Source organism: Neoasaia chiangmaiensis (assembly GCF_002005465.1).
In the GTDB taxonomy this organism is placed as follows: domain Bacteria; phylum Pseudomonadota; class Alphaproteobacteria; order Acetobacterales; family Acetobacteraceae; genus Neoasaia; species Neoasaia chiangmaiensis.
In genome coordinates this window covers 675,689-693,804 of sequence record NZ_CP014691.1, presented here as the reverse complement: position 1 = coordinate 693,804, position 18,116 = coordinate 675,689, and the positions used below count along the sequence as shown (strand labels likewise).

13 protein-coding genes are annotated in these 18,116 nt (G+C 61.4%); 9 read left to right on the top strand and 4 right to left on the bottom strand.

Features of this window, described 5'->3' with window-relative positions:
- The first annotated feature begins 57 nt into the window (after positions 1-57).
- From ndk to A0U93_RS03310, 3 genes are read left to right on the top strand one after another with little or no spacing between them, the layout of a single operon-like run.
- Complete coding sequence (gene ndk / locus A0U93_RS03320) at positions 58-480, top strand: nucleoside-diphosphate kinase (protein ID WP_077806090.1); 423 nt, start codon at positions 58-60, stop codon at positions 478-480.
- A 16-nt stretch (positions 481-496) separates the two neighbouring features.
- On the top strand, positions 497-1,903 hold the full coding sequence (locus A0U93_RS03315) for a DUF2142 domain-containing protein (RefSeq protein WP_169852684.1): 1,407 nt from the start codon (positions 497-499) through the stop codon (positions 1,901-1,903).
- The gene (locus A0U93_RS03310) at positions 1,900-3,306 is read left to right on the top strand and encodes a DUF2142 domain-containing protein (RefSeq protein WP_077806088.1); all 1,407 of its coding nucleotides are present in this window, start codon (positions 1,900-1,902) and stop codon (positions 3,304-3,306) included. Before A0U93_RS03315 ends, A0U93_RS03310 begins: the two co-directional genes overlap by 4 nt.
- Here A0U93_RS03310 and purN read toward each other — a convergent pair.
- Both purN and purM read right to left on the bottom strand, forming a co-directional pair.
- Positions 3,297-3,887, bottom strand: a complete 591-nt coding sequence (purN, locus tag A0U93_RS03305; protein WP_077806087.1) for a phosphoribosylglycinamide formyltransferase — start codon at positions 3,885-3,887, stop codon at positions 3,297-3,299. The genes A0U93_RS03310 and purN overlap by 10 nt on opposite strands.
- Positions 3,884-4,951 carry a phosphoribosylformylglycinamidine cyclo-ligase gene (gene purM, locus A0U93_RS03300; RefSeq protein WP_077806086.1) on the bottom strand — a complete coding sequence of 356 codons (1,068 nt, stop codon included), beginning with the start codon at positions 4,949-4,951 and terminating at the stop codon, positions 3,884-3,886. Before purM ends, purN begins: the two co-directional genes overlap by 4 nt.
- Before the next feature lie 94 nt (positions 4,952-5,045).
- On the opposite strand from purM, the gene A0U93_RS03295 reads away from it, so the two are divergent.
- The 4 genes from A0U93_RS03295 (at position 5,046) to A0U93_RS03280 (ending at position 10,428) form a co-directional block, all read left to right on the top strand.
- Positions 5,046-5,816, top strand: coding sequence for an HdaA/DnaA family protein (locus A0U93_RS03295; protein WP_077806085.1), 771 nt, complete (start codon positions 5,046-5,048; stop codon positions 5,814-5,816).
- A 188-nt stretch (positions 5,817-6,004) separates the two neighbouring features.
- Complete coding sequence (locus A0U93_RS03290) at positions 6,005-8,167, top strand: RNA degradosome polyphosphate kinase (protein WP_245825237.1); 2,163 nt, start codon at positions 6,005-6,007, stop codon at positions 8,165-8,167.
- Between the two features lie 8 nt (positions 8,168-8,175).
- Entirely contained in the window at positions 8,176-9,681 is a 1,506-nt protein-coding gene (locus tag A0U93_RS03285) for a Ppx/GppA family phosphatase (RefSeq protein WP_077806083.1), read from the top strand.
- A gap of 3 nt (positions 9,682-9,684) precedes the next feature.
- Positions 9,685-10,428 (top strand): CDP-diacylglycerol diphosphatase, encoded by a 744-nt coding sequence (locus A0U93_RS03280; RefSeq protein ID WP_077806082.1) that lies wholly within the window; start codon positions 9,685-9,687, stop codon positions 10,426-10,428.
- Here A0U93_RS03280 and A0U93_RS03275 read toward each other — a convergent pair.
- Both A0U93_RS03275 and A0U93_RS03270 read right to left on the bottom strand, forming a co-directional pair.
- Positions 10,389-11,795 carry an NCS1 family nucleobase:cation symporter-1 gene (locus tag A0U93_RS03275; protein ID WP_077806081.1) on the bottom strand — a complete coding sequence of 469 codons (1,407 nt, stop codon included), beginning with the start codon at positions 11,793-11,795 and terminating at the stop codon, positions 10,389-10,391. The two genes, A0U93_RS03280 and A0U93_RS03275, sit on opposite strands and share 40 nt — an antisense overlap.
- Before the next feature lie 99 nt (positions 11,796-11,894).
- Positions 11,895-13,214 (bottom strand): aspartate aminotransferase family protein, encoded by a 1,320-nt coding sequence (locus A0U93_RS03270; protein ID WP_077806080.1) that lies wholly within the window; start codon positions 13,212-13,214, stop codon positions 11,895-11,897.
- Positions 13,215-13,383: 169 nt separating this feature from the next.
- On the opposite strand from A0U93_RS03270, the gene A0U93_RS03265 reads away from it, so the two are divergent.
- Positions 13,384-14,544: an MFS transporter gene (locus A0U93_RS03265; RefSeq protein WP_077806079.1), complete on the top strand. Its 1,161-nt coding sequence runs from the start codon at positions 13,384-13,386 to the stop codon at positions 14,542-14,544.
- 44 nt (positions 14,545-14,588) lie between these two features.
- Positions 14,589-18,011, top strand: a complete 3,423-nt coding sequence (gene dnaE, locus A0U93_RS03260; RefSeq protein ID WP_077806078.1) for a DNA polymerase III subunit alpha — start codon at positions 14,589-14,591, stop codon at positions 18,009-18,011.
- Positions 18,012-18,116 lie beyond the last annotated feature (105 nt).

Here is an 18,116-nt window from a genome sequence, read left to right as displayed (position 1 = left end):
TTTTCTCGGACGGCCCACGTATCGGCGCGGGGACTCCGATGCACGAAGGAGACGGCCATGGCCATCGAACGCACGCTTTCCATTCTCAAGCCCGACGCGACGAAGCGCAACCTGACCGGCAAGATCAATGCCGTGTTCGAAGATGCGGGTCTGCGGATTGTCGCGCAGAAGCGTATTCAGCTGACCGAAGCGCAGGCGAAGGCTTTCTACGCCGTTCATGCCGAGCGCCCGTTTTATGGCAGCCTCGTGGCGTCCATGATCGCCGAGCCGGTTGTGGTTCAGGTTCTGCAGGGTGAGAACGCGGTCGCGCATCATCGTGACGTGATGGGCGCCACCAACCCGGCGCAGGCGGCTGAGGGCACGGTGCGCAAGCTGTATGCCGAGAGCATCGAAGCCAACTCCGTCCATGGTTCGGACAGCCTGGAGAATGCGAAGAACGAGATCGCGTTCTTCTTTGCCGAGACCGAAATCCTGGCGTAATATCCAGCCTGCGGCGATGGCGCGCTTCGGACGCACGGGCGATCTGTTTCGCGCCATCCTGCTCTTCATCGGACGAGACCGGTTAGCACTGACCTATCTCGTCCTGATGCCGCTCTGCGGTATCACTCTTCTTCTGACACTGCCGCCTCTCCAGATGCCCGACGAACTGACGCATCTGTTGAAAGCCGAGGCGATATCGCAAGGCGATTGGGTCGCGCATCGGCTCAATGCACATGACGCAGGTTCCCTTCTTTCGGAAGGTCTGGTCCGCTTTGCTTGGACAGCGAACAACACGGTCTATCCGCCACGCCGTCCTTATGCTTTCGTCAATCTGATCGGCGATACACGGGCGCGCTTCGATGGCCCTTACGTGCCGGCCGGTTATCCGAATACCGCGATCTATCCGCCATTCTTTTATTTTCCCTCGGCTGTTGCGCTAGGTATCGCCCGGGTGCTCGGTGCACCGGTTTTTTTCGCCTATCTTTGCGCAAGGCTGGCGGTGTTGCTGACGGCAAGCTTTCTGGGTGCCTGTGCGATTGCCTGGGCGACACGTGCGCGGCTGCTTCTTGCCCTGCTGCTGTCGCTGCCGATGGACATGGGTCTTTTCGTGTCCTGCGCACAGGATGGCGTGCAGATTGCGACGGCGGCGCTCGTGGCGGTGGGTCTTGGCCGCTGCACGACGGATCGGGGTCTGATCGCGACGGCGCTGCTGCTGGGATTGGTCATCGCCGCCAAACCGGCCTATCTGCCTTTGGCATTCCTGCCCATGACATGTATGAGCGCCGGTCGTCATAAAATGCGCATGGCTGTCGTGGCCAGTTGTCTGGCCATGCTGGTTCCCCTGATATGTACAGTCCTTTTCACCCATCCGGCAAAAGTTGGTTTTCGTGTTGCGGACCATGTCGCGGCGCCCGTGCAACTTATGTATGTGGTGCGGCATCCGTTGCACGTGGCGCATATTCTTGCGTCGACCCTCCGCCTGATGGGGTGGACGTATATGCGCCAGTTCGTTGGGGTTCTGGGGCGGTTACAGGTCGATCTTGGCGCGGTGTCTGACGGGGCTGCGGTAGTGGCATTGCTCGTGGCGGCGTTGAGCGGCATTGGCAAGACGGGGAAGGGCCTCGTCTCCTGGCGCAATGCCGCAACCGGGGGCATTCTGGCGGGCAGCATTCTGGCCGTGTTCATGGCGCTATACATGATCTGGACGCCGGTCGCGGCACCATTGATCGAAGGTATTCAGGGGCGATACTTCATTCCCATTGCCATCATGATGACGCTGCTGTTTCCGCAATCGCCGGAAGGGTTGCCGGTAGGCCGGACACCCTTGCGACAGGCTGTTTTTCTGGGGGGGTTTATGGTGGCTGGTGCCATGACGGCGCAGCGGGCGATCATGGCTTTCTACTGGCTGCCTGTCGGTCGATGAAACGGGTGAATGCGTTCGGAGCGTATGCGGCGTTGATGTTTTCCGATCGACAGATCGGGACGCTCTGGTGTGCGGTTGCGTTGCCGTTCCTTCTTCTTCTGGTGTTCCTTACCCCGCCGATCCAGTCTCCGGACGAGCAGAATCATTTTTTGCGCGTGGTTCAGGTCGGGGAAGGGCATTTCGTCGGCGCAAGGTTGAACCCTTACGATAGTGGTGGCGAGGTGCCCACGGCGGCTTTTCGTTTCGCCCATGCCTTCGACGACATTCCCTTTCATATGGAGCGCAAGGTTTCGCTGGCGCGATTGCGGGAAATAAACCGGATCGCGTGGACGCCGGAACGGATGAAAGCCGGATTTCCCAATACGGTTCTGTATCCGCCTGCATTCTATCTGGCGGCGGCCGTTGGGGTGGATGTGGGACGCATACTGGATTTGAGCGTTGAGGAATCGTTCTATCTGGCGCGGATTGCGAATGTCCTGATCTGTGCGGCGATCGGCACCCTGGCGCTTGTTCTGGCGCCCGGCGCGTTGCGGCTGGCATTGGCTTTTATTCTGTCAATGCCCATGACGCTGGGTTTGTGTGCCTCCTGTTCCCAGGATGGCATGTTGATCGTCAGCAGCGCCCTTTGCGTCGCTCTTATGGGGCGCTGGCGGCTTCGGAGTGGTTTCTCGCCGCTGGCTTCCACAGGTGTGGGCCTCATGCTCGGCTGCATTGTTGCTTCGAAGCTGCCCTATGCGCCGCTTCTGATATTGCCGGCCATTCTCGGATCGACGGCGAAATGGCGGTCGGTGGTGCTGGCGATTGTGCCGGGCGTCCTGATCGCTGCCTTATGGCTTCATGTCGGCGTGCGGGCCGCTGGCGTGCCCTTCCTGCATGGCACCGGTGTCGATGCCGGGCAACAGGTGCATTTTATCGTCAGTCATCCGCGCGCGACCTGTCATGTCGTCATCCGGACGTACGAATTGTTTGCGCGCAATTTCATCCAGCAGTTTTTCGGCGTGCTCGGCTGGGTCGATGCCTTTTTGCCCAATTGGTCCTACAGGGTGATGGAGTGCCTCTTTGCGGGTGTCCTGGCCTATTGTCTATTTCATCGTGCGCGGGAAGACAGGCTGAGAGGCGTCATGCAGGCGGGAGCCATTCTGGCTGTCGTAGCGGTGTCGGTCTGGGCTGTTTCCCTTGCGTTGTATGTCGCGTGGACCGTGGTGGGCTACGATCATATCGACGGCATACAGGGACGCTATTTCATTCCGCTTGCGCTTTTTGCCTCTCTGGCATTGCCTGCCGGGCCACCGCCTGTTTCCGCTCCGGGATGGCGAATGGCCGCCAGCCTCGGGCTCACCGGCGTGACGCTGGGCGTGGCCATCGGCGCCAGTGTCACCGCTTTATCAGCACGCTACTGGTGAGTGTCGAGGGTTTCGCAGAACTGGGCCAGCACTGCCGGATAGAGAACATGTTCCTGCGATAGGACGCGCGCCGCAAGGGTATCCGGTGAATCGTCCTTCAGGACCGGCACGTCGGCCTGACCGAGGATCGGTCCTTCGTCCACCCCGTCCGTCACCAGATGAACCGTGCATCCGTGTGTTGAAGCACCTGCCGCGATTGCGGCGGCATGAGTATGCAGTCCGGGAAAAGCCGGCAGCAGGCTGGGATGGATATTGAGCATCCGGCCCTGCCATGCGTGGACGAGATAGGGCGTCAGCACACGCATGTATCCGGCGAGGCAGACGATCTCCACCCCGGCGTCGCGCAACGCGGCATTAACCGCTCTTTCATGCGCGGCCCGGTCCTTGCCAAAGGGCTTGTGGTCGATCGCAACGGTATTCAGGCCAGCTTCGCGCGCGGTCTCCAGCCCCGGCGCATCCGGCCGATTGCTGAGCACCAGCGCGATGCGCGCCGGGTAATCCGGCTGCGCGCAGGCATCGATCAGCGAGCGCATGTTGCTCCCGCGGCCACTGATCAGGATCGCGATGGGATGTTTCGTCATGCGGCAAAATCGGGCGTGTTGCTTAATTCGTAGGTCTGGCCGCCCGAGACGACGTGACCGATGACGTAGCCGGTTTCCCCTCGCGCGGCCAGCGCCGCCAGAACATCGTCGGGTCTGGGTGTCACGAGGACCATGCCGACGCCACAGTTGAAGACGCGCAGCATCTCCGTTGGATCGACCGCGCCGGTGGTGGCCAGCCAGTTGAAGACCGGCGGGACGGGCCAGCTGCTGCCGTCGATCCGCACGCCAAGTCCTTCGGGGAGAACGCGCGGGAGATTGCCGGGGAGGCCGCCGCCCGTGATATGGGCGCAGCCATGCAGCAGCCCTGCACGATGCAATGCCATGACACTGCGCACATAAAGAGCCGTTGGCTTGAGCAGTGCCTGCGCCAGCGTCTCACCGGGGGCAAACGGTGCGGGCGCATCCCAGGCCAGTCCGCTGCGGCGCACGATCTCGCGCACCAGGGAATAGCCATTGGAATGCACGCCGGAGGAGGGAAGCGCGATAAGCGTGTCGCCCGCCGCAATGCCGGACGGCAGCAACGCCGTGCGTTCCGCCGCGCCGACGCTGAAGCCTGCGAGATCGTAATGGCCCGGCGCATACATGCCCGGCATTTCCGCCGTTTCTCCGCCGACGAGGGCGCAATCGGTTTCCTTGCAGGCCTGTGCGATGCCGCGCACCACGCGCGCCGCGTCTTCGACCGCCAGCTTGCCGGTGGCGAGATAGTCGAGGAAGAAAAGCGGCTGCGCACCCTGCACGACAAGGTCGTTCACGCACATCGCCACGAGGTCGATGCCGACGGTATCGTGCTGTCCGCTTTCGATGGCGACCATCAGCTTCGTGCCGACGCCGTCGGTGCAGCTGACGAGAACGGGATCGGTGAAGCCCGCGGCCTTCAGGTCGAACAAGGCGCCGAACCCGCCAAGCCCACCCATCGTGCCGGGGCGGTCGGTTGCTTTCGCGGCGGGCTTGATGGCCTCGACCAGCGCGTCCCCTGCCTCGATATCGACTCCTGCCGCTCGATAGCTTGCGCCGTTCGTGGAGGGAGAATCGGGTAGGGTCATGATGATGCTCTCGCTAGACGGTCGATGGTCGTGTATCGGCAATCTTCTAGAGGAAGCGTTTCGTGCCGCAAAGCGCCGGAAGGGGGAGGATCGAATGGTGGGGGATGAACGTGGCGATGCTGCATCGTCCGCGCGCCGTCAACTGACCCTTGCCCTGCGTCCGCCACAGGACCTGACGGCAGCGCGATTCGTGCCCGCGGTCTCCAACGCGGCGGCCCGGACCTGGCTCGCCCAGATGAACTGGCCCGATCGACGGCTCTGGCTCTGGGGACCGGAGGGGAGCGGCAAGACGCATCTGCTGCATGTTTGGGCCGACCGGATGGCCGCGCCTGTTGTGGACGCACGGCATCTCGATTCGGAAACGCTGTTGCGGGACGATCCTGCCTGCGCGGCTCTGGCGATCGACAGCCTCGAATCCTGTAGGGATGAGCGTGCGCTTCTGCATCTGCTGAATCGCGCCCGCGAGAAAAGGGTGCGTCTTTTGCTGGCAGCGCGCGTGCCGCCCGCGCGACTGGATGTCGCCTTGCCCGACCTCGCCAGCCGTCTGCGCGCCATCGCGGCCGTCGCGATCGCGCGTCCGGATGACCGGCTTCGGGCAACACTGCTGCTGCGGCTTCTGGCAGAGCGGCAACTGGTGGTGCCCCAGCCCGTCGTCGATTGGCTCTGGCAGCATCTGCCGCGCACGGGCAGCGCGATCCTTCAGGCCGTGCAGCGACTGGACGAGGCGGCCCTGACGCATGGCCGTCCGGTCACGCGCGCATTTGCCCAGCTTGTGCTGGCCGATCTGCTGGCCCCTGATGGTTCGGCATACGATGATGATGACGATTTCATGATAGATGAGGCGGCAACGGGTCCGGTCGTTTGACAGGTTCCGGAGGCCAACGGATGGTCGCAGCAGGTTTTTCGACAGGGCAAGCTAACGTGACGATGGACAATAATGCGTCTTCAACCACCCCGAACAATGCTGTGAAGGATACATCGACGTCGGGACGCAGAACATCGACACGGCGCAAGCGCCGCAGTGTTCCGGTCTTCGAATTGCCCGAGGGCGACATGCTGACGCATCCATCCCGCTTCCTGAATCGCGAGAATTCCTGGCTCGATTTCAATCAGCGCGTGATCGAGGAGGCCGAAAATGCGCGTAATCCGCTGCTCGAGCGTGTTCGCTTCCTGTCTATCAGCGCCAGCAATCTGGATGAATTCTATTCCGTCCGGGTGGCGGGGCTTGTCGGACAGGTGCGCGAGGGGCTGGTCACAACGTCGCCGGATGGACTGACGCCGACGCAGCAGTTGGCGTTGGTGCGCAAGAAACTGGCGCGCCTGCTCCAGGAGCAGCAGCGTATATGGCGCCATTTGCGGGCTGAACTTTCCGAGGCCGGCATACGGCTGATCGCGCCCGAAAAAATGTCCGACAGGGAGCGTGCCGAACTCGCCGCGATCTTTGAGGAGCGCATTTTCCCCGTTCTCACGCCGCTGGCCGTCGATCCTTCCCATCCGATGCCGTTCATTCCCAATCTGGGGCTCGCGCTGGCATTGCGGCTGCGCAAGCCCGGCAGTGCCACATTCACGATGGATGCGCTGATCCTTCTGCCGTCGCAGCTCAATCGGTTCATCCGCTTGCCGACCGGTCCGCGCAGCAAGGCCGATACGCGTTCCGTTTCGCGTTTCGTGCTGCTGGAAGATGTCATCCGGCTGTTCATCGGGCGATTGTTTCCGGGAATGGAAATCGCCGAAGGGGGCGTGATCCGCGTTATCCGTGATTCGGATGTCGAGTTCGAGGACGAGGCGGAGGATCTGGTGCGCTCCTATGAGACGGCGCTCAAACAGCGACGACGGGGAGTGGGTGTTCACCTTGCGATCGATGCGAAATTGCCGCTCGCCCTTGGCCGTGAATTCGGCGAGGAGCTGGATGTCTCGGAAGAGGACATCTTCGTTCAGACCGATATGGTCGCGGTCGTCGACCTGAAACAGATGATCGTGGACGACCGGCCCGATCTGGTTTTTCCACCCTATACCCCGCGTTTCCCCGAACGCATTCTCGACTTCGATGGTGATTGCTTCGCGGCGATCCGCGCGAAAGACATCGTCGTGCACCATCCCTTCGAGAGCTTCGATGTGGTCGTGCAGTTCCTCAAGCAGGCAGCGCTCGATCCGAATGTCGTGGCGATCAAGCAGACGCTTTACCGGACTTCGCGCGACAGCCCGATCGTGCGGGCCCTGATCGAGGCGGCGGAATCGGGCAAATCCGTGACAGCGATGATCGAACTTCGCGCGCGGTTCGACGAGGAGGCCAACATCCGCCTTTCACGGGCTCTGGAGGCTGCGGGCGTGCAGGTGGTCTTCGGGTTCGTCAACCTCAAGACGCATGCAAAGCTGAGCCTTGTCGTGCGTCGTGAAGGGGGCGTTCTGCGATCGTATGCGCATTTCGGCACGGGCAATTATCACCCCATTACGGCCCGTATCTATACCGATCTGTCGTTCTTCACGTGCGATGCGCGACTGACGGCGGATTCCGCACGCCTGTTCAATTACATGACGGGGTATGCTGCTCCGGCGGAGATGGAGGCGATCGCCTTTGCGCCGATCACGTTGCGCAAGACGCTCCTGCGGTTGATTGCTGATGAGATCGCGCATGCCCAGGCAGGCAGGCCGGCGCGGATCTGGCTGAAGATGAACAGTCTAGTCGACCCGGAACTGATCGATGCGCTGTATGCCGCATCCAATGCAGGCGTGAAGATCGCGGCCATCGTGCGTGGTATATGTTGCCTTCGTCCGGGTGTGCCGGGGTTGTCCGAGAATATCGAAGTGCGTTCCATCGTGGGGCGTTTTCTCGAACATGCGCGTATCTTCGCATTCGGCAACGGCCACCGCATGCCCTCGCGCAACGCCAAGCTCTATATATCTTCCGCCGACTGGATGGTGCGCAATCTGGATTGGCGGGTGGAGGCCATGGTCCCGATCGTCAACCCGACGGTTCATGCGCAGATCCTCGGGCAGATCATGACCATGGACCTCAAGGATAATCTTCAGTCCTGGCTTTTGGCGGCCGATGGGCACTGGCGGCGCGTGCATCCTGGTGCCCAACCATTTTCGGCGCACGACTATTTCATGCATAACCCGTCCCTGTCCGGCAGGGGGTCAGCGGCACGCGAGAAGCAGAATCTTCCACCCGCGATGACACGGCGGGTGCGTCAGGATCGGATTTTGGAGGATTGATAACGGACATGAATGCTGCCGAAAACGCCGCGAGCCATCCGACCGACCATCAGCGGGCCGCGATTGTCGATCTCGGCTCCAATTCGGTTCGGCTGGTGGTGTTCGAGGGGATCACGCGCAACCCTGTTCCGATTTTCAACGAAAAAGCCACGCTGAGACTGGGGCGCGGCCTTGAGGCGACGGGCAAGCTGAACGAGGAGGGTGTGGCGCTGGCGATGGATGTCATGAGCCGCTTCCATGCGATCGCCCGATCAATGAATGCCGATCCTTTCGAGGTGATCGCCACGGCGGCGGTGCGCGATGCCACTAATGGTCCGGATTTCGTGCGTGCCGTGCAGGAGCGTATGCCGGATGTGCCCATACGGGTGATTTCCGGCGAGGAAGAAGCGGATTACTCGGCGACTGGCGTCCTGTGCGGTATGCCGATGGCCGACGGTCTTGTCGCCGATATCGGTGGTGGATCACTGGAACTGATTCGCATTGCAGAAGGCCGCCATCAGGACGCCTGCACCACGCCACTGGGTGTCATTCGCCTCTCCGATCGTGCCGATGCCAGCATTGGGAGGGCACGCGATCTTGCGCGCCAGGATTTGACCGCGGTCGCGTGGCTGGAAGGTATTCGGGGGAAGCCTCTCTATCTCGTCGGCGGTGCATTTCGGGCGCTTGCGCGACTGCAGATCGCGCGGACGCAGTATCCACTCAATATCGTGCATCTCTTTACGATGACGGCGCCGCAGGCACGGGAAATGGTGGCGTGGCTTCTTAAAAGCGGAAAGAAAACGCTTGAGAAACTACCTGGCGTTCCGAAGAAGCGTCTGGATGACGTGCCATTTGCGGCGACCGTGCTGGAGCAGTTGATGCTTGTCGCGCAGCCATCGGAAGTCGTTTTCAGTGTCGATGGTCTGCGGGAAGGCTGGTACATGCGCAAGGTCGCCTCATCAGTGGCGGATCTGGAGCCTTGTGAGGCTTTGGCCGCCGAAATGGCGGGGCGACTAAGCCGCAGCGCGCAGTTGCCTGCCGACCTGATTGCGTGGACTGCGCCGCTATTCTCCTGTGAGAGCGACCGTCTGCGTCGCCTTCGGTCGTTGAGTTGTGCGATGTCCGATATCGGATCCTACGACCATCCGGAATATCGCGGCGCCCAGACTTACCTTCGTGTCCTGCGCATGCACGGCGTGGGCTTCGACCATACGGCGCGGGCCTTCGTTGCCATGACGCTGGCTATCCGTTACGAAACCGATACTTCGGATGCGTTGCTGGAGCCGTCCCGTTTCCTGCTGGATCGGGTACTGCTTGCGGCGGCCGTTCAGCTCGGTCTTGCGTTGCGTCTGGCCTATACGCTTTGCGGTGGTACATCCGCGCTGTTGCACGGAACATCGCTGGCGTTGGAGGACGGCGCCCTGCTGCTGTCGTTGACGCCGGAAGACCGGCGCATCGTGGGCGGGAGCGTCCGTCGCCGACTGGAGCGGTTGGGGCAGGCGATGGGCGTGCCGACGATCATGCGTGAAAGTTGATTTGTGTCGAAAATATCTTTGTCGAGAAATAGCCGACTGACCGGCCTTGCGGTGTTGGTGGGGCTGGTCGTGGCCGGTTGTGCCGCTGTCCATGAACGTGACCCGGATGCGCTGTGGAAAATCGTTCACGAGCGTTGTGCGATCGGCGGTCGTCCATGCGCTGTGTATGACGCCAAAGCCGGCTATGCCCTGCTTCATAGTCTTGAAGGCAAGGGCCAGTATCTGCTGATGCCGACAGTCAGGATGAGCGGCATCGAAAGCCCGGCCCTGTTGCAGCCTGGGACGCCGAATTATTTCGCGTTGGCATGGCTGGAGCGAGATCGCGTTTCGAAGGCCTACGGCGTCACGCTTCCTACCGATGCGCTGTCGCTCGCCATCAACTCAAAGCCCGGTCGGTCGCAAGACCAACTGCATATTCATATTGATTGTATGACGGCGGAGACACGGCGCAGTCTGGATGCACAGGACGGGCTGATCGGGCCCATGTGGTCGGACCTGCCACAGGCGGTCGAAGGTCATCATTATCGCGCCATTCGCCTGCCGGATCTGGATCGTTCACCGTTCAGGGTTCTGGCGGATAGCCTGTCGTCACCCCAGACCGAAATGCGCGCCCATACGTTGGTTGTCATACCGACGCATGGAAGCTTCATCTTGCTGGATGATGCGGCACATGGACTGGATCGCGCTTCGGGTGAGGTTCTGCAGGATCACGCATGCCGCGCTTTCCTCCCGGCGAGCGCAAGGTAAAGCGCGGCCGCGACGCCAAGTCCGACGAACCATGAAACGCTGCCGACGGATGCCAGGGCCGGAATGATGATTCCGATGTTGGCGCATACGCCGCCGACGACAAATGCGACTGGCGCCGGGAGGTGCCAGCCGTGACGCCCGGCATAACGCCCGTCACGGCGATAGAGGTCGGCGACGACGAGATTTTGGCGTCTGAGCACGAAATAGTCCGCGAGCATGATGCCCGTGACGGGACCGAGCAGGCCGCTGATGATGTCCAGCACGCGATAGATGCTCTCGGCCTCGCTGAACCAAAGCCAGGGCATGAAGAGCAATCCCAGAACGAGTACGAGAAACCCGGCGCGACGGAAGTTCAGCGTTTGCGGCGCGAGATTGATGAGGTCGTAACAGGCCGGCATGATGTTGGCGACGACGTTGACCGACAGCGTGGCCAGAACGATGACAGCACCACCCAGGACCGTGACTACCGGGTGATTTAAGGCCAGCAACAACTCGACGGGATTCCAGATCGGTCGACCGAACAGCAATACCGTGGCGGATGTTGTGATGATCGCCATCGGCGTGAAGACCAACGCGGTCACGGGCAGGCCGATCGCCTGACCCAGAACCTGATCGCGCTGTGAGCGGACGAAACGTGACAGGTCCGGGATGTTGACGGCGAAGGTTGCCCACATGCCGATCATACCTGTGACACCCTCGGCGAAAGCCAGCGTAAAAGCTGAACCGTGCAAGCGCGATGGCACGGCGAAAAGTGGCCCCAGACCATGGCCGACATGCAGGGCCCACCCGGTTGCCATGGCACCGATGACGATGACGAGGGGACCTGCGACCAGCTCGAAGTTGCGAATGCGCGTGACGCCATGGTTCATCACCCAGACGTGCAACGCCCACACCAGGCATAGAGCGCCCCAGCGGTGAAGCGACATGCCGAGCAAGGGCATGGCGAGCGTGTTCCACCAGGGCCAGACGGTTCCGACAATGGCGTCGATGGCCTGCGTGGCGGCAAATGCCTGAACCGAGAACCAGAAAATCGCGCAAAATCCGCGCAATACGACAGGAAGTTGAGCGCCGAAAGGACCGAAGGCCGAGCGGATCAGGACGCAGAACGGTATGCCGTATCGCGTTCCCGCGCGGGCATTGAACCACATGGCCACGAACAGGACCATATAGGAGACGGCAACGACTTCCATGCACTCCCAGGCGGAAAAGCCCAGCGCCATGAGGCCGGCGGCGCCCTCATAGACCACGATGTTATGGACCATGCCCATCCACACCGTCGCCATGTTGATCCAGGTCCAGTCCCGCTTCTCGACGGGGATCGGCGCAAGATCGTCGTTGTAGAGAGCGGGATCGGTAGCGTGCGTCATCGTTTTCGAGATTGGCACGCTATCGTTACGAGGTGAAGACGGAGATTGGAATGTTCCTGGTCCGTGACGAAGAGCGAGGCCGGTTGTCCCCGGGGCCGTTCATGCCACCTGTCGTATCAGGCGACCGATTGTCTCGAATATCCGATCGATTTCCGCCTTTTCAACGATCAATGGCGGTGAGACGGCGACGATATCGCCTGTGTAGCGCAGCAGGACGCCTTCATGGAACGCGCGATCGAAAATCTCGTAGGCGCGGGTTGTCTTCGCATCGCGTGGTGCCAGTTCGATCCCGGCGACAAGTCCTTCGTTCCGAATGTCGACCACGTTCGGCAGGCCACGAAGACTGTGGGCGGCGTCTTCGAAGTAAGGCGTCAGTGCCGCGGCGCGTTCGAACAGATGCTCCTCTGCGTAGGTGTCCAGTGTTGCGATTGCGGCGGCGCAAGCAATGGGATGCGCGGTGTAGGTGTAGCCGTGCGGCAGGTCGATTGCCTCGGGTGGTCCCTGCATAAAGGCATCGAACACCGTATCGGAAACGATGTTCGCACCCATCGGCACGGTGCCGTTTGTGATGCCTTTGGCGACCGTCATGATATCCGGGACAATGCCATATTTTTCAGCGGCGAACGATGCGCCGAGGCGACCGAATCCGGTGATAACTTCGTCGAAAATCAGCAGGATGCCGTGCTTTGTGCAGATGTCGCGCAAACGTTTCAGATAGCCTTTCGGCGCGGGGAGAACGCCCGTGGATCCTGCCATGGGCTCGACGATGACGGCTGCAATCGTGGAGGCATCGTGCAGGGTCACGATGCGTTCCAGCGCATCCGCCAGTTCCGCGCCATGTTCGGGTTGGCCGCGCGAAAATGCGTTCCGTTCAAGATCGAGGGTATGAGGCAGATGGTCCACGCCGCCCAGCATCGTTCCGTAAAGCTTGCGATTGCCGGAGATGCCGCCGACCGATATGCCCCCGAATCCGACGCCGTGATAGCCGCGTTCCCGGCCGATCAACCGTGTGCGTGTGCCTTCGCCGCGCAGGCGCTGATAGGCCAGTGCGATCTTCAGGGCTGAGTCGCCGGCTTCCGATCCGGAATTGCAGAAGAAGACATGATTCAGATTGCCGGGTGCCAGCCGCGCGACGCGGTCAGCGGCTTCGAATGCCAATGGGTGGCCCATCTGGAAGGCCGGGGCGAAATCGAGCGTCGCCACGGTTTTCTGCACGGCTTCGACGATACGCGGGCGTGTATGCCCGGCGTTCACGCACCAAAGGCCCGCGCATCCATCGAGAACGTCGTGGCCGCGATCGTCCTTGTAATACATGCCGTGCGCCGAAACGAGCATGCGGGGTGTTGAGCGGAACTGTCGGTTCGCGGTGAATGGCAACCAGAGAGCATCGTGATTGGAGTGATTCGAGGGAATGTCCATGGTCGAGGCTCCGATAACGGCGTTTTTCGTTTCGTGTCCGACTGTGGCATGAAGACATCTGTCGGGCCAGTCTCGTGCTCGCCTTCTCGGGTTGGACGGGATGGGCATCGGCCGGAGAACCGCCGCTGCCCTGCGGCGAGGTGGCATTTATCTTCATTGAAAGGCTTTCATGTCGGGACCGAACTGGGCGCTGCTCTCCTTGTCTGCTGGTGCGTTCGCAATAGGCGTGACGGAATTTACGCCGATGGGCCTGTTGCCCGTCATCGCACAGGGCGTGCATGTCAGCGTTCCGAAAGCAGGCGGTCTGATTAGTGCCTATGCATTCGGTGTGATGGCGGGTGCGCCACTGATGACGTTGGTTTTGGCGCGATACGCACGCAAGCATGCCCTGATTGGGCTGATGTTGCTTTACACGGTGGGTAATCTCGCGGCGGCGGCAAGTGGCGATTACACCCTGCTTCTTCTGTCACGCGTGCTGACAAGCCTGGCCCATGGCGCGTTCTTCGGTCTCGGAGCCGTGGAAGCCTCCAGCGTTGTGGCGCCCACAAAGCGGGCCAGCGCTGTCGCGACCATGTTCATGGGGCTGACGATCGCCAATATCTTCGGGGTGCCCGCCGCAACGTGGCTGGGTGACACGCTCGGCTGGCGGCAGGCTTTCGTGGCGACGTCGATTCTGGGGCTGATCGCGGCGGCAGCGTTACAATGCGCATTGCCGTTCGCGGAGGCGGGGCCCCGTCCGGATGCAGTGCGTGAGTTGCGTGCCCTGATGCGCGGGAATGTCCTGATGGCCTTGGCTGTGACGGTCATCGGCGCGGGGGCCATGTTCGAACTCTACACGTATATCGCACCGATGCTGGAACATATCACGCATGCGGGGCCGACGCTTATTGCGATGGCTCTGATGCTGATCGGCGTGGGATTCAGCATCGGCAATGCGATTGGCGGTCGCGCGGCCGATCGGTCGCTGGACGGCACGTTGCTGACGTTCTTCCCGATACTGGGCGTCATCATGCTTGCGTTTCCCTTTGCGGCCACGACGTCGGCAGGGGCGTTGATCGGTGTGCTGATCTGGGGAGCGGCCAGCTTCTCCATCATGCCCGCGTTGCAGATGCGGGTGATGAAGGCAGCCCATGATGCGCCGGGTCTGGCATCGTCGGTGAATATCGGGGCATTCAACCTTGGTAACGCGTTGGGGGCGGCGCTGGGGGGAATCGTGTTGTCCGCTGGCCTGGGTTATGCGCTGGTATCGGCGCTGGGGTTCGGTCTGGCCATGATCGGCGTCATTCTCGTGGTATTGGCGCGAAGGAGCCATCTGGCGCCGGAAGGTTGATGAAAGCCCTCCTTCGCGACACGCTTTGCTGCTAGACTGGCGGCATGCCTTTTGCCGATTTCATTCACCTCCGCAATCACTCCGCCTACTCGCTCAGCCAGGGCGCCATCCGTGTCTCGGACCTCGTAGGACTTGCCGCGGAAAACAGCATGCCGGCGGTGGCATTGACGGATACGAGCAATCTTTTCGGTGCGCTCGAGTTCTCACAATACTGCACAAACAAAGGCGTGCAGCCGATTGTTGGCTGTCAGATCGCGTTGCCGCCACGGATCGAGAAGCCTGGCGCTCCGTCTGAGCCGATCGTTTTGCTGGCGCAGAATGAGGACGGGCTGGCGAACCTGCAATTCCTGTCGTCGGAAAGTTTCCTGCACGGTGACCCGGGCGACCCGACGGTACCGCTTGAAACCATATGCGCCCACGCCGAGGGTCTTTTCGTTCTGACTGGCGGGACCAACGGACCGCTCTTCAACATGTTGGCGGAGGGGCAGGAGGAAGAGGCCTGGGCATTTCTCGATCGCCTGCAGAAAGCATTCGGCGATCGCGTTGCCGTCGAAATCCAGAGGCATGGCCTGGCGGCGGAGGCGGCAATCGAACCGGGGCTGATCGCGTTGGCTGACCGTTGCAATGTGCCGCTGGTCGCCACCAATGAATGCTTCTTTCCCAAGGAGACCATGCACGAGGCGCACGACGCCCTGCTGTGCATCGCACAGGGCCGGACGATGGCGGAAGAAGACCGCCGTCGCGTAACGCGTGAACACTGGTTCAAACCGCCGGCCACCATGCGCGAACTTTTTGCGGACCTGCCGGAAGCGTGTGACAACACGCTGGTGATCGCCCGCAAATGTGCCGTCAAGGTTATGACGCGGCCACCGCTGCTGCCTGTGTGCCCGAAAGTGCATGAAGGCGCGACGGAGGAGGAAACGCTGCGCGCCATGACGCGGGAAGGACTGGCGCGGCGGCTCGACAAGCTGGAGGCGGATGACGAGACGCGTGCCCGTTACGGTGAGCGTCTTGAAATGGAACTCGGCATCATCGGGCGCATGGGGTTTCCCGGCTATTTCCTGATCGTGGCCGACTTCATCCAGTGGGCGAAGGATCACGGCATTCCCGTGGGGCCGGGACGCGGCTCGGGCGCTGGTTCGCTGGTGGCCTGGGCGCTGACGATTACCGATATCGATCCGCTGCCCTTCAATCTGCTGTTCGAGAGATTCCTCAATCCGGAACGCGTCTCGATGCCGGACTTCGATATCGATTTCTGTCAGGACCGGCGGGATGAGGTCATTCGTTACGTCCGTCATGAATATGGTGGCGAGCGGGTGGCGCAGATCATCACGTTCGGGAAGCTTCAGGCGCGGGCTGCTGTTCGCGATGTCGGCCGCGTTCTCGGTCTGCCGTTCGGTATGGTGAACCGCGTCGCGGAATTGATCCCCAACAACCCTGCGAAGCCTGTGACTCTGAAGCAGGCCATCGATGGTGAGCCGCGCCTGCAGGAGATGCGCGACAACGATGAGGCGTTGCGCCGCCTGATGGAAATCGCACTTCAGCTGGAGGGGCTGTACCGGCACGCCTCGACGCATGCGGCGGGTGTCGTGATCGGCGACCGCAAGCTGGTGGAACTGGTGCCGCTTTATCGCGATCCCAAGAGCGATATGCTGGTGACGCAGTATAATATGAAGTTCGTCGAACAGGCCGGTCTGGTCAAGTTCGACTTCCTGGGGCTGACCACGCTGACTATTTTGAAACGTGGCGTCGATTTCATTCAGCAACAGGGCATTAGCGTCGATCTTTCATCTCTTCCTTTAAATGATGAAGCAACTTACGATATGTTGGCCCGTGGCGATGCGGGGGGCGTTTTCCAGTTCGAAGGCGCGGGCATGCGTGACGTTCTGAAACAGATGCGTCCGACGCGGCTGGAGGATCTCATCGCGGCTGTGGCGCTTTATCGTCCGGGTCCGATGGCGAACATTCCGGATTATTGCCGTCGCAAACATGGCGAGGCATGGGAGCCGCCGCACGAGGAAATCCGCGATATCCTGTCCGAGACCTATGGCATCATGGTCTATCAGGAACAGGTCATGCAGATCGCGCAGAAGATGGCCGGATATAGCCTTGGTGCTGCGGACCTTCTGCGACGGGCCATGGGCAAGAAAATCCGCGCGGAAATGGACAAGCAGCGGGAGATCTTCGTCGAAGGCGCTACGGCGCGGGGCATCGGTGCGGAAAAGGCGGCCGAAGTTTTCGACCTGATGGCGAAGTTCGCGGATTACGGCTTCAACAAATCCCATGCCGCCGCTTACGCGCTTGTGTCGTATCAGACCGCCTGGATGAAGGCGAACCACCCTGTCGCGTTTCTGGCCGGGTGCATGTCGCTGGCGCGGGAAAAGACGGAAAAGTTGGCGGCGTTGTGTCAGGAAGCGCGTCGCATGAAGATTGACGTGTTGCCGGTGGATATCAATCGCTCCGGCGCTGACTTCACGCTCGAAAAGCGCGAGGACGGCAGTTATGCCATCCGCTACGCGCTTGCAGCGGTCAAGCGGGTCGGTTTTTCGGCGATGGAAGCGATCGTTGAATCGCGTGGCGATCGGCCATTTCAGGATTTGGCGGATTTTGCGCAGCGCTGCGATGCCAAGCAACTGAACAAGATGCAGATCGAGAATCTGGCCAAGGCCGGCGCCTTCGATTCTATCATGCCACAACGGCATGTCGTCTTCGGCTCGGCCGAAACGATGTTGCGTCGTGCACAGGCGCAGGCGCAGGAACTGGCGTCCGGACAGATCGGCATGTTCGGCGGTGTGGCGGCTCCGCCGGAGCCGTTGCGTCTGCCGGTGGTTGCGCCCTGGGCCACATTCGATCGCCTTGCTTTCGAGGCGGAGGCGATCGGGTTTTACATGACCGCTCATCCGATCGATGCCTATCGTCCGATGTTGCGTCGCACCGGCGCGATGACGTCGCAGCAACTCATGGCCGCGGCGCAGAATGGTGCGGTTCGCGTCAAGATCGCCGGATGTGTCGTAGACAGGAAGGAGCGGCCGACGCGGACCGGTAGCAAGATGGCGTGGGTGCGTCTTTCCGATGCCGGTGGTGGTTGCGAGGTGACGCTGTTTTCGGAAGTGCTGTCGCGCTGCCGCGATCTGCTGATCGCTGGCCATGCGGTGCTGGTGCACGCTGAACTCAAGCTCGACGGCGACGCGCTGCGGATCACCGCGCAGGATGTGGTGGACCTCGAACGTGCGGCGGCACAGGAGGAAAGTGAAATCCGGGTATGGGTGGACCAGCCGGAGGCCGCGCGCGGCATACAGGCGCTGCTGAGTGATCAGAAGGGCGGCAAGGGGCGGATCGTCCTTGTCCCTGCCGTGACCGAGACCACGGCCGTCGAGGTCGCATTGCGGGGGCGGTATCCCGTTACGCCACGACTGGGCGAAATGCTGCGGGCCATTCCCGGCGTTCAGCGTGTCGATCATCGCTGACAAGCCGCGCGGAATGAAATTTCCGCGTAAACGGCGGGGTTATGGTTGATTTTGGTGCTGAAAAACGCCATATCGCGGCGCGGCGCTTCCATGAGGCGTCGATAA